Here is a 22128-nt window from a genome sequence, read left to right as displayed (position 1 = left end):
ACAGATAAAACAGATTTAAGCACATTTGATTTTTCTACTTCGCAAGCGCCATTGGTCCGAGCGTGCTAAGGATATAAGTCCAATCACATTTCTGCACGTACAGATAAAACAGATTTTAAAAGTTGGCAGTTATCAGCCGTCAGTTGGCAGTAGAGCTTCTTATGTACTTAGCTCGATTCTACTTCTTTAAGGCTTTAGCCGTTCTTTTAGTTCGCTTGCGAACGTTCTTTGAACGCAGTGATCTTTCAGCCCATGAAATGGACGATCTTTCTTCTTTAAGGCTTTAGCCGTTCTTATCTCTATCAGTTCGCTTGCGAACGATCTTACTTCTAGCAGCGCAGCGATCTTTAAGTCCATGAAATGGACGTTCTTTCTTCTTTGAGGCGGCACGCCGGTTTATCTTCTAGAACAATTCGTTTCATTCGCCTAATTCGTGGTTCTAACTCTCTCATTAAAAATTAGAGCGCAGCGACCTATCTGTCTTATCCGCTAGATCTGTGGTTGGCTTTCTTTTCAATTTAAAATTCAACATTCATAATTAGAGCGCAGCGATCTTTCTTCTTTATTTCAAGAGCTCAAATAGCTATGTTTCGAGGCTTTTTTATCAAATGTAATGACCTTGTCACAGCCAGCTTGAGTGGCACTATGTGCGATAAGTAAGTCGGATAAATCAAACTTTGACTTCTTAGCGTCAGCAATGAATTTTTGAATGACTGCTAAGTTTTCAAAATCAAAAATGGGCATTAAAATCATTTGATCTATAGAATTAATAATATCATCACGATCAATTTTATAAGCAGATTCTAGAACCCAAATCAATTCAAGAATGACAAGTAAGGCAACATAGACTTGTGATTTCTCACTTTCCGAATCTTTGAAGATTTCATAAACTTTTTCAGATTGTTTTTCATCATCTCCAACAAGGAAACGAACTAATATATTTGTATCAACTGCAATCATGAAGTTTTACTTTGCATTCTATCTCTAATCGCTTCATTCATTTCTTCAATGCTAAGAGTTTTTTGCTGAGGTTTTTTCAGAATACCAAAGATATCATCAACTTTTTTGGATATGGGTCTAATAACAGCTTCGCCTTCTTTGTTGATGACAATTTCAATTTTATCTCCTGTATTAAGGTGAAGCGATTCTCGGATGCTTTTAGGGATGGTGACTTGTCCCTTGGTTGTAAGTTTTGCTAAAGCCATAATTCTTACCTTTTTATTTTTCCTTACTTTAAGGTATTACTTTTGTTTGCATTAGTCAAGTGTTTATCATTTCTTGCTTTGGAGAAAACGGCCTTTGGCCTAATAGCATTCGTGCCTCACTGATAGCGCGCTTCGCGCTGAGAAAACGGCCTTCGGCCTAAGTTAACGCGCTTCGCGCTGAGAAAACGGCCTTCGGCCTAAGTTAACGCGCTTCGCGCTGAGAAAACGGCCTTCGGCCTAAGTTAACGCGCTTCGCGCTGAGAAAAGAGCCTTTAACCTAAGTTAACGCGCTTCGCGCTGAGTGATAAAAGTTGGCAGTAGTAATTCTTAAGTACTTAGAGACTTTTATCTTTCTTCTTTAAGGCTTTGCCGTTCTATCAGTTCGCTTGCGAACGTTCTTTGAACGCAGTGATCTTTCAGTCCATGAAATGGACGTTCTTTCCTAGCAACTGTCTATCAACCTTCCGTGCTTTTCAGTGTATTCCGTGGTTAAAGTCTTCTCTCTTTAAATTCGTTTCATGCGCTCAATTCATGGTTAAACTCTTTTCAATTTAAAATTAAGAATTCACCATTAAAAATTGGAGCGCAGCGACTAAAGCCTTCCATCGACAATATTTTTATCCAAGGCATACTTAATATCGTAAATGACGGTTTTTTCATTACTCAATTCTTGCAGTTGCATTTCTTGAAATTCTTTGTGACCGACTGTTAAGACAATGGCATCATATTTCGAGTTAGGCTTATCAATCAAATCTATATCGTATTCATGCTTAACTTCAGCTTTATCGGCCCAGGGGTCATAGACGGAGACGTCGCAACCAAATTCTTCGGGTTCAGTGACCACATCAACCGCACCCGAGTTCCGTACGTCAGGACAATTTTCTTTGAAAGTAATACCGAGGATAAGGAATTTCGCTTGATGGACAATATTGCCTTTCTTGATCATTAGTTTGACGACTTCTTGTGCGACAAAATTGGCCATGTCATTATTGAGACGACGCCCAGCAAGAATAATCTCGGGGTGATAGCCGAGTTCTTGGGCTTTATGGGTCAAGTAGTAGGGATCGACACTAATGCAATGACCTCCGACTAAGCCAGGACGGAAGGGTAAAAAATTCCATTTGGTTCCTGCTGCCTCTAAGACTTCTAGGGTATCAATGCCAATGCGGTTAAAAATGAGGGAGAGTTCATTAACTAAGGCAATATTGACATCACGCTGAGTATTCTCAATCACTTTTGCGGCCTCAGCAACTTTGATGCACGAGGCCTTGTGAGTTCCTGCAGTGATGATAGTACGATAGAGCTGGTCAACTTTATCGGCAATTTCCGGAGTGGAGCCAGCAGTGATCTTTAAGATATTTGGCAAGCGGCGCTCTTTGTCACCTGGGTTAATACGTTCAGGAGAATAACCAGCAAAAAAATCACGATTAAATTTCAGCCCTGAATGCTTTTCAATGATGGGGATACACACTTCTTCAGTCGCACCGGGATAGACGGTGGATTCATAGATGACGATTGCACCTTTTTGAATAACTGAGCCAATCATTTTAGAAGCAGATTCAAGAGGTCGTAAATCAGGCTTATTAGCACGGTCAATGGGAGTGGGAACCGTGACAATAAAATAATCAGAACCCTTGAGTTCTTCGACATTTCGGGAGAAACTTAATTCTTTGGCTTCTTCAAATTCTATATCTTCAACTTCTAGGGTAGAGTCCTTCCCAGTTTGAAGTTCTGGGATTCGTGATTCATTGATATCAAAACCTAGGGTGGTGAATTTTTGCCAAATTCAATGGCGAGTGGTAGGCCAACATAACCTTGGCCAATAATAGAAATTTTCATAGTTTTTTCAGTTTTCAGTTTTCAGTTCTTTACAAATATTATTTTTAACCACAGATTATGCAGATCTACACGGATGGTATTCTTTTTCAATTAAAAATTTAACATTCACCATTAAAAATTGGAGCCTAGCGCCCGATCTGTGGTGTCTTTCTTCTAGAACAATTCGTTTCATTCGCTCAATTCGTGGTTAACTCTACCTTATCATTCAAAATTTAAAATTGGAGCGCAGCGACTTCATTCCGTGCTTTTCCGTGTATTCCGTGCTTTAGTACTTTTAACTGATGACTGATGACTGATGACTCCGAACTTATTAATAATCTGTCTTATCTGCTAGATCTGTGATTTGCTTTCTTTTATCTGCTATCTTTCTTTAACCGGCTTAGCCGGATTGCCCGAGCAAATCATATTTGCTGGCAAGTCGCATGTCACTACTGAGCCTGCCGTGACGACACAGTTTTCACCAATGGTGACGCCGGGCCCAATAAATACATTGGCACAAATCCAGGCACCATCTTTGATAATGATCGGTTGAGTAATCAGATCAAAGCTCTCTTTTTTCCAATTGTGGCTACCAGTACAGAGCATAACTCTTTGAGAGATGGATACATTAGCTCCGATCTCGATGGGAGCGAGATTCATTAACCAAGCTTCTTCACCAATCCAAGAATTTTCACCCACAGAGAGTTTCCAGGGGAAAGTAATTTTCACTTGGGGTTTGAGGGTGACAGACCCCTGTATCTTCGAACCAAAGAGATTAAGAATCTTGCGGCGCAGTCCACTGAGGGGAAGAACTGAGAATTCAAAGAAGAAGCCACGCAAGAGTAACCAAAAGAGTTCTTTGCCTTTGGACGCACCGCGATCAAAGTCGGAGTTATTAAATTTTTCTAAGTTTTGTTTCATCATAGATGAGTCATCAGTTTGCAGTTATTAGAGAGCTTCTTTTAAAGTTATCAGTCTTCAGTGGGCAGTTTAAAGATTTTTTAATTAGCTATTGATTTAGATAAGCCAATAATCATAGCCGAGATTTCTTTACTTTCTTGAACCCATTGATGACCAATTTTACTAGGGATGTAATTTATTTTGATTCCAATATATGTTTGAGATCTGAATTCTGCGCATGAGCCTTGTGAGTAAGTTAAGAACTTTAAAGTATCTTTACTCGTTTTTCGTTCAATACCTTCGGCTACATTACTGGAGATGGACAAGCATGATCTTGTGATTTGATCCTTGAAGCCATAATCTTTCAAGTCTTTTAAAACTAGGTACACTTCAGCTGATAAAGCTGCAGATCGTTTCCAAACTTCTAAATCTTCAAATGCCATATCAATTGCCTCCTTCTTCAATTATATTAACAGCCAACAGCCAACAGCCAACAGCCAACAGCCAACTGCCAACTTAGATAACACACCCCGGCCTATCCCCCTTGCCGAGTACGTAATCATAAACCTGATTCATTTCGGTACCGATTTTAGGCCAAGAGAAATGATCGTGGGCAAGTTTTTGGGCAATGGCTCCTTGGCTCTGCCTCTCATCATCATTGAGATTCATCGCCTCTCTGATTGCTTCGATAAGTGGTTCTACCCCAATATCAATCCACCAACCGCAATTGTTTTCATTGAGCATTGCCCAAGGGGCGCCCTTGGTGGTAATGACTGGTAGGCCCGCGGCCATGGCTTCTGCTACGACCACACCAAAGTTCTCTGAATGAGTAGGAAGCACAAAGAGATCGGCATTGACGTATTCTTGCCATTTTTCAGAATCATTGAGTGACCCTAAGAAAGAAATGTTTTTGAGCTGATGATCAGCAATATAGCCTTCGAGTTCTTCGCGATGACCCTCTTCGCTGGGTCCTGCAATACGAATGCACCAATCATCATTCTGCAGCTTCGCCCATGCTTGGAGTAGATTCATGAGCCCTTTGACTTTATGAATCCGAGAAATAAAGAGTAAAGTTTTGTTTTCTTGTTTTTGCGGCCTTGGCAAAATTTTAGGAAAATCAACGCCATTGGGGATCAAGACAATATCCTGCTTGCAGCCTAAGGCGCGCAAGTTTTGAGCCTCACTCATAGCCGTTGCATGAATTAAATCAGCACCTAGTAAGATTCGCCTTTCATAGAGCCACCAAGCCAGCTTTTTTTTCCATTTCTTATGATCCATCGCCCAGGGCTCAAACATGCCTCGTGTCGTGAGTATAAAAGGCTTATTATGTTTTTTAGCCATTTTGAAGCTGGCTAAATTATTCGGCAGCCAAGCACCATGATCATGAATGATTTCAGTATTTTCAATTTCTTGCTCTATAGCTGTTGCAAAACTCCTGTAGCTTCCATCACCAACTTGAACTAATTCAAAGCTTTTCGCCTGACCACTACCAACTGACACCTGAGCACTTTCTTGCTTTCCCCTGCCTCCTGTTTCCTGTTTCCTATTTCCTGTAAAAGTACTAATTAAGCTCACTTCCCGTGTTTGAGCCACAGCATCGCAGAGGGCCGGCACTGTACGTGCAGGGCCACCATAAGTAGGATCAAGGGTGATGTGTGTGTGGAGGATCATGGGGAACGGAGTTCCAAATTTAAATGTTGAATGATAAATTCATAATTATGTTTAACCACAGATCTAGCAGTTATCAGTAGAAAGAAAACTTGAACCACAGAAGGCACAGAAAAACACGGAAGGAAAAAAAGGTTTAACCACAGAGCTATCACTGCGTTCAAATTTTAAATGTTTAATTCTCAATTTTGAATTAAAGAATAATCTGTAAGATCTGTTTAATGCAGAAATGTGATTGGACTTCAATTTTTATCCTTAGCACGCTCAGACCAATGGCGCTTGCGAAGTAGAAAAATTAAATGTGGTAGAAGTTTTACAGTTCTTAGCGTAGCGAACGAATCACTCAGCAATTTAAACCTTCTGTGGCTTAAACAAATCTATACAGTTTTGTGACTCGAAAGGAGTGTCAACTTAGGGAGAAGCATATTCGGCGGGTGCTTTTTTTAAAGCCCTTAGGATAGCAGCTTTTAAACGAGATTTTACTAATCTTGCACCATGATCATTAAGGTGGTCATCATCTTTGTAATAGGTGACATTGTTTTTATCGGCAAAAATGACTTTTCCATCAGAATTCAAGAATAAATCTTGGGTTTTGATAAAATCAATATCATACTCTTTACAAAGGTTATTTATTACTTTGTGAGCTAAGTTACGTACTTTAGTGTGTTTAGGATGTTCTGACATAGAGTTATTTTTAAATTTATTTCTCTCAAGGTTTAGTAATAAATTTGATGCTGTACCAGCAATAGGAATTTGCTCAAGAGTTATTATATTGGAAGAATACTTGTTAAGCTCTGAAAAATAAAGCTTGTAAATTTGCTCAATATTCGGATCTGAAAAAAATTCTTCATATCTATCTATCGTTATTATAATATTAGGTTTCCACAAAGCTAAATTCTTTCGCTTGATTTCATCGTATTCGCTTCGGTCATTCCCACCAATTTTCACATTTTTGGGATCATAAAACTCAGAGACAAAAGGTGCACTTGTGCCAGAAGCGGTGAAATAAGCGCTAGATATATTTAGTTCTTCGCAAATTTCATGAATAATTGGCGCATACATTCTAGCATGTGATGAACCTATAAGTACAACTTGTGGTGAGTCTTTGCCAAAAATAAGCGGGCCATCTTTCCAATGATGGACTAATTCGTATTTTTGTTGAGAATTGTGACCTGCGGTATATGTACTATTATCAGTATTTACAATAAAATCTTTTTTAATGGCGAAACTCACACAAAAAACAAGTATTAATACGGTAAAAATGAGTTTACTTGTGTACTTATATCGACTTCGGCGGATTGGATTTTCGATAAAATGATAGGAGGTAATGGAGCAAAAAAACGTAAGTAAAAGAATGTATACGATATCGGTCCAGCCCAACTTACTTGGATAAATTACGTTATGATAAAAAACAATAATAGGCCAATGCCAAAGGTAGAGCGGGTAAGAAATTTTTCCTATATAAACAATGGGACTTAGCGTCAGTAACCTATTTTGATGAGAAGCAAAAATGAAGCATGCTGTTGCTAAAATAGGAAGTATTGTTATCCCACTAGGAAAAAGAAATGTTTTATCAATAATGATGTAGGATATGGCTATTCCAATCAGACCCACTAGGGAAAAGTATTTGGGAATATAAATATTCTTTTGAAGAAGAATTGCGACAATGGCACCTGCTAAAAGTTCCCAGGCACGTGTATGCAAGAAATACCAATTGGCATCAGGGTAGCGACTTGCGGAGTAAATACATAAAGAAAAACTTATAATAAATAACAGTGAAATAATAGGTAGTAAGTGTTTTTTAGAAAACTTGAGAATGAAAACCAAGAGAAGTACATAAAGTACATAAAATTGTTCTTCCACTCCGAGTGACCATGTATGGAGTAAAGGGATTTCTTCTGCAGCAGGAGCCCAATAGTCAGACATTTTCCACATTTTAATATTTGCGAGCATAAGCAAAACTGCAATTGTTTGGGCGGCGAGAGACTTAAACTCATTTTCAAACAATAAAAAATATCCTGCAATTAAGGTCGCGATCAAAACTGTCGCCATGGCAGGGAATAGACGCTTGATTCTGCGAATCCAAAAGTCTTTAAATGAGAAGTTCCCTTTGGTTTGTTCTTTTAAGACTAAAGAGGTGATCAGAAATCCGGAAATAACAAAAAATATGTCGACGCCAATAAAACCTGAAGGAAATAAAGCAGGAGAAAGATGGAAAAGTATAACGGGAATAACTGCAATGGCACGTAAGCCATCAATTTCTGGACGGTATTTCATAATAAATATTTTAAAACAGTTACAAGTTGAAAGAAAAGTGGAATCATAGAAAAAGCTTAGATGTTAATCACAGATGAAGAGCTGAAACGTTTCCAATAAAAGGTGAATGAACCACGGATAGACAGGGTTTGGAATTTTGAAGTGATCAGTCGTCAGTTTACAGTGAACATGAGACGAACCACGGAAGGCACTGAAAAACACGGAAAGGCTTATTAGTTTGCAGTCATCAGTTATGAAAAAGTTTACAGTAGGCAGACATCAGTTTGCAGTAAAAATGAAATAAACAACGGAAGACACAGAAAAACACGGATCGATCACTTCGCTCAAATTTTAAATGTTTAATTCTCAATTTTAAATTAAAGAATAATCTGTGTTGATCTGTTTAATCTGTGGTGAATAAGTTTTTTATTTGTTTCATTCGCTCAATTCGTGGTTCAAATTTTTTAACTGAAAACTGAAAACTATTCCTTAAATCCTTGACTTGGCATGAGACCATTCTTATCGAGAAGTTGAATATGGAGTTCAGGTGGCTCAAATCGGATTTGTTCCTTGATGGAAATTTTATAGACTGAGCCCTCAGGGCGAGCCAGAAGGTTAATTTCTCCTAATTCATCAATAAAGACTTCGACTTCTTTGGAATCACCTACTGCGGCCCAAGCAGTCACTAAGCACTCATCTTTATTTTTACGTACCAGAACTCGAATATTTTTATCACCTGTAGGGAATTCATAGGCGGGTAAGTCTAAGCCGACACGTTTTTTTACGAGGGCATGAGTATTGGGACCAGGGAGTAGTTCGCCCTTGAGGATGAAATCATCAAAATGACTAAAGAAGGCGTGAACTCGGGAGAGTGCAATCATTTGCTTGAGCCAATGCGGAGGCTTACTTCCGAAGTCATTTTTAAATTTGTCTTTGGGATAAGAAAAATAACCCGCCACGCCACCAACTTGGCCTGCGGTATAGAGACATTTGAGAAAGCCCATGTAGCGATCGATATCGGAAAATTGATTTTCTTTCCAACCAGCACAAAGCCAGTTGTAACTGAGCTTATCGCCGTATTCAGCTGCCTGAGCATAGGAGCATAGAAAAAAAGTGAGTAGGTCATCATCCGCTTCCCAGCCATCATTGAATTGCTTATAATAGAGACTTTGGCCCGGCATGTCGGCTAGTTTACGCATGTACTCATAATTCCATGACCAGCGATAATCAGTCCAATAGGGTAAGCCACCAAAATGATACCAAACATGAACTTTACGATCGGGTATAGCTTCGCGTATAGCAAGGGTATTAGGCATCGTCGTGCGATATTTATGTTTTGAATAATAATCCCAAAGTTCTTTCTTAGGAGCAGAAAAAATTGAGGGATCCTTTTTGAGGTAGGGATAAGTATGACCAAATTCACTTAGTCCATTTTCTCCACCATCAAGTACAATGCTAATGGAACAGATCTCGCGTATACGCTTGAGTGAATCAGCAGTGATTTTTGCGGCTTCTTTGAAAATCGTTTGAGGTGCTTCAGGATTTTTTGTTTTCCAGGTGGGGGCATCGAGTTTCTTACCATCTTTATCTTTGAGCCAATAAGCTTCAGGAAGTCGATTTTCTTTAGCCATTTTTATTAAAGGACGATCAGGAATGACGGCCAATTTATATTTATCTGGATTGGATGCTACTAAGGCACATACTTTACTTTGAAAGGAATGGGGGTCATCAAGTTTTTGTACTGCCTGGGGAGTGGCATAAGCTCCAAACTCTAAAGCATAGCCCCAGTTATCAGCAAATTCTTTATTAGTATCAAAGTCCAAAGACCAACCCCAGCGTGATAGGGGGTAGAGTCCATGCTCTTTTTTAAACACGGGGGGAGGCTGCTTATGCAGATACTCCACAGGAGTATCTGCATAAGCTAGCGTGCCAATAAGTAGAATGAGTAGTATTTTATGCATTGAGGGGAAGTTATCAGTTTAAAGTAGGCAGTCGTCAGTTTAAAGTTTGCAGTCGAAAGAGAGATTGAACCACGGAAGACACAGAAAATACGGAAAGCAAGTACAGACCGATAAGATTGGTTAGATCAGGAATCAATTTAAGCAGGGAAAGAGAGGAAGACCTTTTGAAGTAAAATTCGCAATTTTTATTTAAAGAGGACGGAGGTAACAATCAATAAAATATTTGTTTATTTCTTTAATCGTTTAGCTAATTTGTGAGTGGGATGCTCAATGAGTTTCCAGAAAAAATACGCAAAAACAATACTTATGATAAACCCAAGGCTAATAACGAGAAGTTTTTGATAGGGTAAATTGAAGCGTTTAGACAAGAAGTTAATAAGCGCAGCTCCAATAATGCTGTGAATTAAATATAGAGAATAAGATATTTTGCCAAAAAAATCACCAATGTGATTTTTGAAATTAGGATATTGATGAATAAGAAATAGTGTAAAAATACCAATGATATAATCATTTAATCCTTGATGATTAATAACGACGAAAGCGGCAAAAAGATTATAAGCAATAAAAGTTTTAGCTGATATTAGAGATTTAATTTTACATGTGTAGAGAATACCTATTGCAAAGTAGGCAGACCAATAGATATAAAATTTTGTATGACTTGGATATAAACTTAAAGAGATCAAACCAATAAAAAACAAATGTTTTGTAAATTTGTTCTTTCCCTGTAATAAGGGAAAGAGCAAGGCCAAAATCACGTAATATTGAAATTCGATCGAAAGAGTCCAGAATACTGGATTAATCCATTTAGCATTTTCGACAACAAGGAATAAAATATGGTATATGCAACAAAGTATCTCTGACTGATGGAGTCATGTCAATGGGAGTGCTCCCAGGAATATGATTTCGTAAGACTAGATACAAAATTCCTAATATTACGGTAGCAATGTATGGGGGCTCAATTCTTATAAAGCGTTTTTTAATAAAATAAGAGAAATTGTTGTACGTATAGTTATCTTTAATCATTGATAGTGGAATGACTACACCAGAAATAATAAAAAACATTTGAACTCCTTTTGCTCCCCACGCAAAGAAGTTAAGCAGTTGTTCGTTTTCAATATATCCGGTAGTTGTACACACAAAATGATAAAGGCATACTGCAATGGCAGCAAACCCGCGCATTGAGCTTATTATATTAATATTTGTGGTTTCATTTTTCATTATACTAGGAAGGGAGCATGGGTGATTATCTGTAGTTCATAAAAATGGTTTTAGAGGCTCTTACTTTGCCAACTGGAAACTGCCAACTGGAGACTTAGTCAATACCATTACTATCCATCCAATGATTGAGAACGACTAAAGGCCAAATACGTGAGTAGTTAACGGTAGGGTCATTATTGAGGAATTGTTGCCAAAGCTTTAAGACTTCATTTTGATGGAAATAGCTTTTTTGTGCAAGAGACTTAATATTTTTTTCTGCTAATGAAAAGAGTTGATTTTTTAACCAATCTTGCCAAGGAAAGACAAAACCCATTTTTGGACGATTAACAATGGACTCGGGTAATTTATGTTTGAGACTCTCAACTAATAGACCCTTGCCGTAGGGCTTGAGCTGATCCGGTAACGATAGCGCGAATTCAACTAAATTGTGATCGAGAAACGGCACCCTGATTTCTAATGAATGAGCCATGCTCATTTGGTCGCAATCACGTAATAAAACATGTTGCAGATAAGTCGATATTTCTTGCATCGAAGTTTGAGCATGAATAAAGTCTTTATCACTAATAAAGTCATTTTTTGAATGTTCGCGAATTCGAGGGATAGCTAATAAGTTCTCAACTTGATGGGTCATTAAAACTTTACGAGAAATTGCATGGACATCACTGAAATTAAAATTTTGGAGTTTTAAAAGTTCACGTATTTTTTGACTGGCAATGGAGGGTTTAAGTTTGCAAAGACTAGAACCCATTAAAGAGCGCAGGGGAGTGGGTAAGGACCATAAGATTTTCAAGTTTTGAATTTTTTGCATGCGTTCAAAAATTGCGTATCCCGCAAAGAGTTCATCTCCACCAAGTCCTGATAATGCCACGGTAATGCAGTGATCTTTTATCGCTTGCGAGACTACCCAAGTATTGGGGCCATCCCCAGAGGGATGATCAATAGCTTGTAATGCATCGGGTAAATATTTTAAAAAATCATCTGGGCTTAATTTTATTTCATGATGATTCGTCTTATTAAGTTTGGCAATTTCTCGAGCGTACATGGCTTCGGAAAATTCTTCTTCTGCAAAGGAAATATTAAAGGTCTCAATGGGTTTGTTAGAAATGTCTGCCATTGCACCTACAAGCGCACTGGAATCAATACCACCAGAGAGGAAAGCGCCGAAAGGCACATCGGAAACGAGGCGTCTTTCAACTGCGGAGTAAAAGAGTTCTTTAGTTTTTTCTTGGGCTTCTTGGGCACTGAGATCTAATGGAGCTTCAGTACCGGCTTGCCACCATTGTTTTTTCTGAACTTCCAGAGATTCACAATTAAGCTCTAAGTAATGGCCCGCTTCGAGCAAACTAATATCTTGAACAAGCGTATTGGGTGCGTGGACAGTCTGAAAAGAGAGGTATTCACTCAGGCATGATTGATTGATTTTTCGGGGTGTTAAATCAGAAGCTAATAAAGATCGAATTTCAGAACTGAAAAGAAAAGTATTATTGTGATGGTAATAATAGAGTGGTTTAATCCCGAGTCTATCACGGGCAATGAAGAGTTTATTTAAAGTTTTATCATAAATGGCAAAGGCAAACATGCCATTGAATTTCTCTAAACATTTTATACCCCATTTTTGGTAAGCAGCCAAAATAACTTCGCTATCACTCTGACTAGAAAAAGTATAATCCTTTAATTCATTTTTAATTTCTTGGAAATTATAAATTTCGCCATTGAATACCAGTGTGTGATTTTGATCAGCACTCGTCATGGGTTGATGAGCGTGATTTGATAAATCAATAATCGCGAGTCGTCGATGACCCAGCGTCAGATTGCGATCTGAATAGAGGCCGCCATCATCGGGACCTCGATGGAGCATGGCGTGATTCATGGCCTGTACTTTCAGTTCGCGATTAGCGGGATCTTTTAGGCCGATAATACCATTGATACCACACATGACTAGATTAAATCCTTCAAGGTATTGACCCATGTTTGAGGTGTTAAAGATTGAGCTATATCATGACTCGCATCCCCCATTTTTAGTATTTGTGCTTCTTCCATTTGAATAAATTTGCGCATAGCATTTTTTAATTCATCAAGAGAATGAGCCGCGAAACTAAATCCATTTTCACCTTCTTTTAGGAATTGACGACTAGCTCCAATTTCTGAGCTACAAATCATTGCTAAACCAGCATAAGCCATTTCATGAACGACAACGCCCCAGGGCTCAAAATGAGAAGGCAAGATAAATACGGAGGCATTTAAGATATGCTTAGACATATCCTGGGGTTGAATAAAGCCGAGGTGTTTGATATCGGGGTGTTGAATTCGTTGATCCCAATCACTACCGGTGCCTAGGCAGGTGAGTGTCCAGTCATTAGGGTATTCCTCTTTGAGTTCTATAAAGGCTTGCCATAAATCATAGATACCTTTATGAGGGATGTAACGACCCACAAAAATGAAGTTTTTCGGATAATCTTCTCTCTGCCTGAAAAGGGCCTCAAATCGTTGTTGATTAGCGACGTAAAAGCCACTGAGGATTTGCTCTTTTTTGAAACCAAGTTTAAGGGCATATTCTTTTTGAGCCTGGCCAGGGATCCAGATGTGAGAAAAATAGCGTTTTAAAGTAAGTGGCGAGATAACTCGTGCAATTTGTTGCCTCAATGATCCCTTCCAGTGATTATCCATGGCGCTAATGCTTGGTATGGAGGAACGATAATGTTTTGCGATACTGAGATAAGCTTTATCGCGCCAACCACTGCAGAATAGGAGTTGCGGGGCAATCTCTTGACTGAGTGCATGGAGTGTTTGTTTATTATAATCAGCGCGTTGATAAAGCTGAATTTTGTCATTAAATGAAAATTGGAAAGGAGCCTCAGATTTCACGGGCCAAAAGACCAAATGAATCTCTAGCTCAGGGTCTTGCGCTAATAAATTGAGGCAATTAACGAAATAATCGGCTAATTCAGTGTAGAGGAAGAGTAGTTTTTTCATGATTTTGTTTTGATATGAATGATTTTTGCGAGAGTAAAGTGAGAATAATGAGAGCCTGAATAGTGAAGGGATTGAGTGAAGCGGCTAACCAAGATTCAAAAGTACAGGAAAAGCAGATCGCTAGATAAGCAGGTAGGGCGAGGTCAGATTTTGAAGAAGCCTTGATGAAGCTCCAAGACCAAGCAGCAATGAAACAGATCAAGCCGATGAAACCTGTGTCAATCCAAATGGTTAAAAAACTATTATGAGCATTACCCACATGGCCAAGTAGCCGGAGTCTTTCTGAATGTTCTTTAAAAAGGTATTCAGTAAAGCCAAAGCCCTGGCCCTCCCAGTAGTGATCTTGAATCCACTGCCAAGCAAATTCAAAGGCAATAGCCCTTCCGGAACCTTTTTCTAAGTCTTCTACCGAGGAGATCCGAAAGAATTCGCCTAAATCATTCTCCAAAACCAGTTCTACAAAATAGATTTTTAATAGCGGTAAAAGGAAAATGGCAAAGAGGATAGTCAGGATTTGCAGCACGCGACTTTTTCGAAGAATGATAGCCATGAAAGCAAAGAGTAGGCAACTGAGCAGTGCATTTCTAGAGGCAGATAATAAAATACTGAAGCCAATCATAGCAAAATGCATCAGCCAAATTCGCTTGGTCATGAGCTGCTTGTGATAAAACCATATACAGTAAGATAAAATGAAAAATAGCGTGCAATAAATACCGAGACCATTGGGGTTGCCTAAGAGCCCGCGGTAACGTCCTGCTAAGGTAGCTAGATTGGGATAAACTAAGCGTGCAAGTAGGCCGAGGACTAAGATGATTTGACCACTCAGTAAAGTCGTTTTTAATAGTTTTTCTGGAGCACTTTGCCAAAGAGCTTTAACGAAAATGGGTACTACAAATAGTAAGAGGCAATAAGAGATCGCTTTAAGGAGTGAATTTGAAGGATTGGGATTATTCTGTATAGCATAAAAAGCTATGAAAAAGAAAGGAATGAAGCAAAGGAAAGTTTTGTTTTTTGCCTTGAAATGTTTTTTTTGACTAAAAATGATGAGGCATAAAAAAATAGCAAAAAAAGGTTTGATGGTATGGGCAAAGCGAAAGATTATACTACGGCTATCGGAGAGTATGAGGGTAATAAAAAAGAGTATAAATAAATCGCTATCGTTCTTTTTAGAGCTCAAATGTAAGCAGAGCAAGGGAAGTACTGCTAAAGCGGCATAGGGATGAATAATTCCGGCGATGATTAAGCATGCAGCAGATTTCCATAGGGCTTTATGTTCACGTAAAGCTGATAGGAAGTGATCAAACATGATCTGTGATTTTCTTGAGGTTTTGCATTATGACTTTGGACCACAGGAACTGCTCTCGAACGCGCTGAAGAGAAGCCTCTTTTAATTTGATGAGTTGCTCATCATTCATCTTAATAAAATCTAGGATAGCATCTTTTAATTGTTCTTTACTTCCAGCTTCAATAAGTATCCCGTTTGATTTATCGACTTCTTCAGATACTGCCCCGACATCAGAGGCAATAATAGCACAGCCATTTGCCATGGCTTCTAAAATAACGGTAGGCATGCCCTCAGAATAACTCGGGCAAACAAGAAGATCAGCACTACAGAGTAGTTCTTTGACACCTGCTTCTTCTAATAAGCCATGATAAATGATTTTTTTGGATGAAATTTGTTTGCCTTCAGGAATGGGGCCAATGAAATGAAATTCAAAGTTTTGTGTATGGATGAGTGTTTTCAAGACTGCGCTTAGTTCTTCGATCCCTTTACGCCTTTCATAGCGTCCCACAAAAACAAATTTTCTAATTTTATTCCTTTGAATCGTGTTTGAATCAATGAGCCAATCTTCACTTATGCCAATGGGAGTTTCAATGATTTTATTTGGTGAAACTAAGTTTTCAAGAATAGCAGTGAGTTTACCACCTAAAGAACAGTTTAAACCACTGAGGCGTGATACATGAGTCACGGGCCACTTAAAGAGCTCTTGTTTTAACTTCTCTTTGAGGGAAGCTGCATGCTGAAACATTTCTAAGCCATGAAAATTCGTAATCAGTGGTGGCAATGATTTATCTTTTACTCGTACTCTTCCATAATGCCAACCGGTGAATCCTTGCGCATAAATAAAGTCGAATTGGGAGTAGTCACTCATGGTTTCAAACATGAGTTTGGAGAGTAAGTATGATTCACGTATGTAATGACCCGGGTAAGATTTAGGCTTACGTTTGCGAATACATGAAAATGAAATAAGTTTGAGCTCGGCTTCACTGAAGCCTTCGAGCTCTTCAATAATGCCTTGATCCTTTGCCACGCAGTGAATAATATGAACCTTAATTTTTTCACGAGCCAAGTATTTAGCCAAATAAAAAGAATGCTTTTGTATGCCTCCTAATACATAGGGGTAGAGTCCGTCTGTGAGTAAGGCAATTTTCACAGTTTTTGAAATATTTTTTTAAAGATGAAATTAAAGCCTTTGATTTTATAGGCACCGCAAAGATATAGACGACAATATAAGTTTAAATGGAGTTTCGCGAGAGCTGATAACTTTAAATGAGGTAAGGACACAGTTGAAAGTTTATTATAGATGTTTTCGTAGGTGTCGCGGTTGATTTGCTGTGTGATTTTTTTATTAAGTACTTGATTGAGAAAGGAAAAGTATGTCCCTCTTAAGAATTTTAAGTGTTTTTTGTCTAATAAAGTACTAAACTTGGTGATATAGAGCTCGATTCCCCTGTAGCAACGTAGCATGAAATCATCTTGATTAAAATTTAAACGACGCTCATCAATTCTATAAAAACAATCAGTTGTACCGGAATTATCTATATGATAATTTAGACCCTTGTCCAGTAGGGCGCGAGTATGAAGTTCGACATCTTGGAGTCGGGGGTAGTATTCGTCAAAGCCTTCTAAGGCAAATAAAAAATCTTTGCGCCAGATAGTTTGCATGATTGACCAAGGTATATCATGACTAAGAAATTTCTTTAGGTGATTATCTCTTGCCTTAGGAATCCATTGACTTGGGGAATCACCGATTGTTTTATAAAAAGTTCCCATTGGAAATACGACTAAGTTGTAGTCAGAGTTACGTATAGAAGAATAGCGTAATTCTAAACATTTCGGAGAGAGTATATCATCTGAATCAAGGAAAATCAGGTACTCGCCTTTTGCGTCATCAAGACCTCGATTACGTGAATACGATCCACCTGAATTCGTCGAATTTTTAATTAAACGGAAGCGTGTGTCTTTGATTAAATACTCATTGATGATCGCTAATGAATCATCGCTTGAACAATCATCTATAATGATGACTTCCCAATCAGTGAAAAGTTGACCTAACAATGAGTCTAAGGTTTCAGTAATGAAGGAAGCCTTATTAAAATTCGGAATAATGATGGAAATCATTTGAATAGAGATTTGATTTTTTCTGTTAATCTAAAACCCAGAATGTTGTACATGAGGATATAATTTTTCGTGTTGGTTCCATCGACTGAAGGACGAAATTTTTTGTCAATAAGTTCATGGTGAAATGAAATTGCTCGTTGGGGAGCATGCGGATAAAGAGTTCTAATAGCATTGAAAAGACGCTGTTGAAAGAAAGTATTGTTTTCTTTAATTATCACTGGATTATTTTCTTTAAGATAACTTAGGATATTTTTTCGCAGTTCTATGTAGCGAATCCATTTGGGTCCTGGATTAGATTGTGATATTTGGCCGGATTCACGTTCTCGTATAATGGTTAATGGCTTATCATCGAAACAGATATTCGCATCATTTTGTAGGCAACGAAACATAAGGTTGTATTCTTGACTACTTTTTAGGCTATCATTCCATCCATTTACTTCTACGAGCAAGTCTTTTTTCCATAAATTTGCCGATGTAATTCCAAGCGAGGTACTAAAAAGGCCTAGCCAAGCATCTCTATTGATACTCATACTCTTTTCATGGCCATTGGTATTTCGTCGAAAAGAAGTCGCTACAATCATGTTGGTTTCAGTTTTGATTAAGCTCATCTGATGGGTAAGCTTATCTTGTAACAATAAATCATCAGCATCGAGAAATTGTATCCACTCACCTTTAGCTAAGGCTAAACCTTTATTTCTAGCTGCTGGAGCACCGGGCTTGATTTCTTCCTCAAGAATTAAAGTGGGATAGGTATTTTTTAATTCTTGCAACTTAGCCCAAGTCGTATCAGAAGACTTGTTATCAATACAGATAACTTCAAGATTTACATAAGTCTGTTGGTAAACCGACTCTAAACATTCTTGTATGTAGTCTTCGACATTAAAACAAGGGATGATAACACTAATGAGCATTTTTTAGTTATGAATAAATATTTGGAGTTGAAAAATCGTTAGGGTATTTTTTGGGGATTAAAATGTCGTAATTTATAATTACCCCAAGTTTCCATATATATTTAATCATTCTCACGAAAAGAAGTGATCTACGGTTAGGGTTTTTTGGTTGAAATCAAGATTTGGAAATTGCTTTAATTCAATTATGGGTGATTGACTATCTTGGTGTAATTCAAAAACATAATCACGACATTTTGAATGATTCAGGAGAACACTAGGAGTATTATGTCTCAATGCATCATAAACGGTGGTGCTATATATAGTGATATTTAGGTCAGAAGTTTTAAGTAGGGGTGCCAAAGCTAATTCTTTGGTGATAATTAAATTAGGATTCGGTGAAAGGTTTTCGGTATAAATATTTAAATCCTCTGAAGGGTGTATTTTCACTATAATTAAAATCTTGAGTTTATGCTCATGAATGTGGTTTAGTAAGAACTGGGTGTATTCAATAAATGCTTCGGCCAAGTAAGTCTGTGTTGTGATAAGAAAAATATGATCGAAATTATCTGAATGAAATTCCTCTCTAATGTTAGAGGGGAAACTAGTACACTCGTATTGATAGAAGCCTTTTAGTTCAATTTGCAGATCACTGTAGGCGTGACCGGAGATGATTTTATCTTTCCAAAACTGACCATAGACCTTGATTTGATCAGCAAAAAGCATTTTTTCTCTAAAGGAAATAATCCCTTTTGGGAAATCGTAAAAAATATCACTCTTAGCAATGAGACCATGCTGGTATTCAATAAGTTTAATATTCTGCTGCTTTGCGGCCATAATCATACCTTCTTTATGATAATGGCAGATGAAGTGAAGTTCTTTAGGTGATAGATATTTGAATATAGGTGACCAGTAAAGATATTGATTGAAGAAAACTTGAAACGCGAGGCGAATATTTGTTAGGTCTGGGTCTGAAAAGTAGCCTTGTTTTTTTATGTTTTGATAGACTTTTTTTATGTCTTTAAGTACGTCCTTACTTTGTTGAGATAAAGTTAATGGAGCATAATAAGCTTTGTCATTATAAGAATCTTGATGTAAGGCATAATTCTCTATTTTTTTCTCAGAAGCAAAAAATATATTTCGATCACCGAATTCATTGTAAAGCTTATGGAAATAAAATGAAACATATTCACCGAATTCATTTTTACTTGAACGACCTGGGTCAAGTAAAAAAACATCAGGATTTTGATTTTTCTTAGCCATTGTCAGATGTTTCTTATACTGCTTTCTTTGATCACTAAAAAAAGATATGGAGCGTTTTAAAATATTACGCAGTCTAAAAGCAAAAATATTATCAAAAATTGGAGTTTTAAAAGCCCCCTGTTTTTGATAGTTTACCTTTATTCCATCCAGAGCTACTTTTAGGTAATTAGCTTTCGTCCCCTCGAAGAGTGAAAGATCACCTGCTTTGGCATAGAAGTCTTTTTTTATTTCTTCAAAGGTCATGTTAATTTAATCAAATCGTGTTCTAGGCAGGCCTCGATAACAGCCGTATAATCGAGAATAAAGGTTTGACTTAATTCAGAAATTTCGAGAAGTGACAAATTCCCATCACAGAATGCTAAGAAATTTAACAAGTTTGATCTAAAGTCATTCCTTTTTGTCCAAGCGCCAATATTATCGTATAAGCCTCTTTTACCCAATTGGACTTCACAGTGTGGATTAGTACGAATGTACGTTTGGTTGAGCTCAATACACTTGACCAAATCTTGGTATGCTTCTACGGTCTCTTGTAAGGCGTCAAAAGAAATTATGGCTTTATTATCTGCAGAAGTATGATACTCAGCGTATTCTTTATATGGCGTACGCATAAGTGAACCTACGGGTAGATCAATGCCAGGACTACAGTATTGTCGTTCGTCGCTTCCTCCGGTCGTAAAAGGTCTAGCTTCAAATGTTTTAGCAGAAAATTTCAAATAATGTTCCGTGATTTGATCAACAGTTTTATCGCCTAAACGGGATTTTTTGTAGACGAATTTCCCATCATGACCAACACATGTTATAACATAGCCAGCGACAACGTTTTTCTTTAAAATTTGATGGTGTTGATCGATGTAGGCAATATGGCCAATGGTCTCTGGCGCAAGAACAAAACGATAAGTGAACTTCCTATTTTTGATTTTATTGAGTTCTCGGTATAAAAAAGATAAAACTAAAGGGCCGGATAATTCGTTAATAGCCATACTCGGATGGCAGAGATAAGAGGTTAATAATATTTCCTGCTCGGATGCTCCTTTTAGAATGAGATCGCCGTAGGTGAGGCTACCTTTTTCAAGTGAACTTGCTATAACTACTTGATATAAACCTTCTCTCAGTGACTTAAATTGATTGTGACTTAAGCAAAATCCCCAGTTATCTTGATAATAGGAGGTTATATAGGGGATTATTTCGGGTTGATTTTCAAGATAATGCAGATGAGGAATGAGCTGCTCTAAACTCATTTCACATGTGATCGGGCAACTATAATTAACGACGTGTAAGTTATTTACCTTGAAGTCACAAATTCTTTTACCCTCGGGATCAAGAATGTAGGCCTGATGAATATTCCATTCTCTAGGAACTTCCCAATCAAAAACTTTGGTTCCAGAAGGAACTTCTGTTAATCGATAGGGCGCAACTTCCTGTAATAATTTAAATGACTGTCTAAGGCCATCACCCGTAATACTTCTGCATATGGGCCATAAGTCATCAAAAAGCTGTTCTAGATCTTTAATCATTGACCTTCCAGCATGCTCCACTTCATGACGCTATCTTCTGGGATGTCTTTGAGTACGCGTGATCCAATTACGTCTGATATATATTTGGGGGAGATACCCGAAGCAGGACGTTTCCATGTCAGGTCAGCTTCGGTGATCATAGTGCCTGCTTTTATATATCGACTTGTAACGAGACTGCGGCGAGCATTTTGACGAGCAGAATTTTCAACATCTAGAGCGGTGATCTCTGAGTGACCTAGTAATTCTTCGACTTCATTCCATTTCGTCCAAAAATGTTTTAAATCTTCTTTATCCATAGCATGGTAATGATCATTACCAGGCAAAGTCTTGTCATGGGTGAAATGTTTCTCAATAATTTGAGCGCCAAGTAAAGCAGAATAGACAAGGTTTGACATGTCACCAGGTAAAGTGTGATCAGAGTAGCCCGGAACTACATTGGGGAAAGTTTGTTTCAAATCTCTGATCATCGCTAAATTAGCATTTTTATTGGGCGTCGGGTAATTCAAAATACAATGGAAAAGGCAAGTGGGGTTTTTATATTTGTGGATGCTTTCGAGTGCCTGCATGATTTCCCATTTGTAAGCTGCACCGGTGGATAAAAGGACGGGCTTATTAAATGAGCATTGTAATTCAATGAAGGGAAGATTGGTTAAATCTGATGAAGAGATTTTAAACACATTCATAAGTTCATTTAAAAAGATTGCTGATTCAGCATCAAAAGCTGTACTCATGAATTCAATATCAAACTTATCGCAATGCTCTTTTAATTGGCCGTATTCTTCCTTCCAAAAACTATCATATTTTTTGAATAGTTCATACTGACTTGTCGTGGGTTCTGAATTCAAATCCCAGTAGTAAGGTGAGTCTTTGGAGGCGATTGTTTCTGCTTTATAGGTTTGGAATTTAATGGCGTGAGCGCCACCTTCTTTTGCTTCTTCGATAAGACGCTTAGCCAGGTCAATGGAGCCTTCATGATTCACGCCTGCTTCGGCGATTATATAAGGGCTGTTACCCTTATGTTTTGGGAAGATATCGGTTGTTTTCATATGTATTCCTTAAAAT

The 22128-nt window shown here is 37.9% G+C and carries 18 protein-coding genes and 1 pseudogene; all 19 read right to left on the bottom strand.

What is annotated here, in order from left to right:
- Positions 1-567 precede the first annotated feature (567 nt).
- The 19 genes and pseudogenes from PQO03_RS20565 to PQO03_RS20480 all read right to left on the bottom strand — a co-directional run bounded on the left by PQO03_RS20565 (position 568) and on the right by PQO03_RS20480 (position 22112).
- Positions 568-960, bottom strand: coding sequence for a PIN domain-containing protein (locus PQO03_RS20565; protein WP_274153054.1), 393 nt, complete (start codon positions 958-960; stop codon positions 568-570).
- Positions 957-1205, bottom strand: coding sequence for an AbrB/MazE/SpoVT family DNA-binding domain-containing protein (locus PQO03_RS20560; protein ID WP_274153052.1), 249 nt, complete (start codon positions 1203-1205; stop codon positions 957-959). The genes PQO03_RS20565 and PQO03_RS20560 overlap by 4 nt, the downstream gene beginning before the upstream one ends.
- 592 nt (positions 1206-1797) lie before the next feature.
- Positions 1798-3044, bottom strand: a pseudogene (locus PQO03_RS20555) (nucleotide sugar dehydrogenase).
- 360 nt (positions 3045-3404) lie between these two features.
- A complete protein-coding gene (locus PQO03_RS20550; RefSeq protein ID WP_274153050.1) occupies positions 3405-3947 on the bottom strand; it encodes a WcaF family extracellular polysaccharide biosynthesis acetyltransferase in 543 nt (180 codons plus the stop codon).
- A gap of 77 nt (positions 3948-4024) precedes the next feature.
- On the bottom strand, positions 4025-4366 hold the full coding sequence (locus tag PQO03_RS20545) for a four helix bundle protein (protein ID WP_274153048.1): 342 nt from the start codon (positions 4364-4366) through the stop codon (positions 4025-4027).
- A 73-nt stretch (positions 4367-4439) separates the two neighbouring features.
- On the bottom strand, positions 4440-5594 hold the full coding sequence (locus PQO03_RS20540) for a glycosyltransferase (RefSeq protein WP_274153046.1): 1155 nt from the start codon (positions 5592-5594) through the stop codon (positions 4440-4442).
- Between the two features lie 408 nt (positions 5595-6002).
- Positions 6003-7868, bottom strand: a complete 1866-nt coding sequence (locus PQO03_RS20535; protein ID WP_274153045.1) for an acyltransferase family protein — start codon at positions 7866-7868, stop codon at positions 6003-6005.
- Positions 7869-8329: 461 nt separating this feature from the next.
- Positions 8330-9808, bottom strand: coding sequence for a hypothetical protein (locus PQO03_RS20530; RefSeq protein ID WP_274153043.1), 1479 nt, complete (start codon positions 9806-9808; stop codon positions 8330-8332).
- A 227-nt stretch (positions 9809-10035) separates the two neighbouring features.
- Entirely contained in the window at positions 10036-10608 is a 573-nt protein-coding gene (locus PQO03_RS20525; RefSeq protein WP_337993457.1) for an acyltransferase family protein, read from the bottom strand.
- Positions 10609-10612: 4 nt separating this feature from the next.
- Positions 10613-10987: an acyltransferase family protein gene (locus PQO03_RS22175; protein WP_420792884.1), complete on the bottom strand. Its 375-nt coding sequence runs from the start codon at positions 10985-10987 to the stop codon at positions 10613-10615.
- A gap of 133 nt (positions 10988-11120) precedes the next feature.
- Positions 11121-12995, bottom strand: coding sequence for an asparagine synthase (glutamine-hydrolyzing) (asnB, locus tag PQO03_RS20520; protein ID WP_274153040.1), 1875 nt, complete (start codon positions 12993-12995; stop codon positions 11121-11123).
- Positions 12965-13999: a glycosyltransferase family 4 protein gene (locus tag PQO03_RS20515; RefSeq protein ID WP_274153037.1), complete on the bottom strand. Its 1035-nt coding sequence runs from the start codon at positions 13997-13999 to the stop codon at positions 12965-12967. Before PQO03_RS20515 ends, asnB begins: the two co-directional genes overlap by 31 nt.
- A complete protein-coding gene (locus PQO03_RS20510; protein WP_274153036.1) occupies positions 13971-15305 on the bottom strand; it encodes an O-antigen ligase family protein in 1335 nt (444 codons plus the stop codon). Before PQO03_RS20510 ends, PQO03_RS20515 begins: the two co-directional genes overlap by 29 nt.
- Positions 15298-16434: a glycosyltransferase family 4 protein gene (locus tag PQO03_RS20505; protein WP_274153034.1), complete on the bottom strand. Its 1137-nt coding sequence runs from the start codon at positions 16432-16434 to the stop codon at positions 15298-15300. Before PQO03_RS20505 ends, PQO03_RS20510 begins: the two co-directional genes overlap by 8 nt.
- Complete coding sequence (locus tag PQO03_RS20500) at positions 16431-17402, bottom strand: glycosyltransferase family 2 protein (RefSeq protein ID WP_274153032.1); 972 nt, start codon at positions 17400-17402, stop codon at positions 16431-16433. Before PQO03_RS20500 ends, PQO03_RS20505 begins: the two co-directional genes overlap by 4 nt.
- Entirely contained in the window at positions 17399-18313 is a 915-nt protein-coding gene (locus PQO03_RS20495; RefSeq protein WP_274153031.1) for a glycosyltransferase, read from the bottom strand. The genes PQO03_RS20500 and PQO03_RS20495 overlap by 4 nt, the downstream gene beginning before the upstream one ends.
- A gap of 111 nt (positions 18314-18424) precedes the next feature.
- Positions 18425-19795, bottom strand: coding sequence for a glycosyltransferase family protein (locus PQO03_RS20490; RefSeq protein ID WP_274153029.1), 1371 nt, complete (start codon positions 19793-19795; stop codon positions 18425-18427).
- Positions 19792-21066, bottom strand: coding sequence for a DUF4910 domain-containing protein (locus PQO03_RS20485; protein ID WP_274153028.1), 1275 nt, complete (start codon positions 21064-21066; stop codon positions 19792-19794). Before PQO03_RS20485 ends, PQO03_RS20490 begins: the two co-directional genes overlap by 4 nt.
- Positions 21063-22112, bottom strand: coding sequence for an N-acetylneuraminate synthase family protein (locus PQO03_RS20480; protein WP_274153027.1), 1050 nt, complete (start codon positions 22110-22112; stop codon positions 21063-21065). The genes PQO03_RS20485 and PQO03_RS20480 overlap by 4 nt, the downstream gene beginning before the upstream one ends.
- Positions 22113-22128: the final 16 nt, after the last annotated feature.

The organism is Lentisphaera profundi (assembly GCF_028728065.1).
Taxonomy (GTDB): Bacteria; Verrucomicrobiota; Lentisphaeria; order Lentisphaerales; family Lentisphaeraceae; genus Lentisphaera; species Lentisphaera profundi.
Note: the sequence above shows the minus strand (reverse complement) of the source record. Positions and strands in the feature narration are given on the sequence as shown.

Bases quoted from the DNA above. Each gene is read 5' to 3' on its own strand.
- PQO03_RS20540 (WP_274153046.1), bottom strand. From the start codon at position 5,594: ATGATCCTCCACACACACATCACCCTTGATCCTACTTATGGTGGCCCT.
- PQO03_RS20530 (WP_274153043.1), bottom strand. From the start codon at position 9,808: ATGCATAAAATACTACTCATTCTACTTATTGGCACGCTAGCTTATGCA.
- PQO03_RS20495 (WP_274153031.1), bottom strand. From the start codon at position 18,313: ATGCTCATTAGTGTTATCATCCCTTGTTTTAATGTCGAAGACTACATA.
- PQO03_RS20485 (WP_274153028.1), bottom strand. From the start codon at position 21,066: ATGATTAAAGATCTAGAACAGCTTTTTGATGACTTATGGCCCATATGC.
- PQO03_RS22175 (WP_420792884.1), bottom strand. From the start codon at position 10,987: ATGCGCGGGTTTGCTGCCATTGCAGTATGCCTTTATCATTTTGTGTGT.
- PQO03_RS20550 (WP_274153050.1), bottom strand. From the start codon at position 3,947: ATGATGAAACAAAACTTAGAAAAATTTAATAACTCCGACTTTGATCGC.
- PQO03_RS20490 (WP_274153029.1), bottom strand. From the start codon at position 19,795: ATGACCTTTGAAGAAATAAAAAAAGACTTCTATGCCAAAGCAGGTGAT.
- PQO03_RS20560 (WP_274153052.1), bottom strand. From the start codon at position 1,205: ATGGCTTTAGCAAAACTTACAACCAAGGGACAAGTCACCATCCCTAAA.
- PQO03_RS20510 (WP_274153036.1), bottom strand. From the start codon at position 15,305: ATGTTTGATCACTTCCTATCAGCTTTACGTGAACATAAAGCCCTATGG.
- PQO03_RS20565 (WP_274153054.1), bottom strand. From the start codon at position 960: ATGATTGCAGTTGATACAAATATATTAGTTCGTTTCCTTGTTGGAGAT.
- PQO03_RS20500 (WP_274153032.1), bottom strand. From the start codon at position 17,402: ATGATTTCCATCATTATTCCGAATTTTAATAAGGCTTCCTTCATTACT.
- PQO03_RS20480 (WP_274153027.1), bottom strand. From the start codon at position 22,112: ATGAAAACAACCGATATCTTCCCAAAACATAAGGGTAACAGCCCTTAT.
- PQO03_RS20535 (WP_274153045.1), bottom strand. From the start codon at position 7,868: ATGAAATACCGTCCAGAAATTGATGGCTTACGTGCCATTGCAGTTATT.
- asnB (WP_274153040.1), bottom strand. From the start codon at position 12,995: ATGGGTCAATACCTTGAAGGATTTAATCTAGTCATGTGTGGTATCAAT.
- PQO03_RS20515 (WP_274153037.1), bottom strand. From the start codon at position 13,999: ATGAAAAAACTACTCTTCCTCTACACTGAATTAGCCGATTATTTCGTT.
- PQO03_RS20545 (WP_274153048.1), bottom strand. From the start codon at position 4,366: ATGGCATTTGAAGATTTAGAAGTTTGGAAACGATCTGCAGCTTTATCA.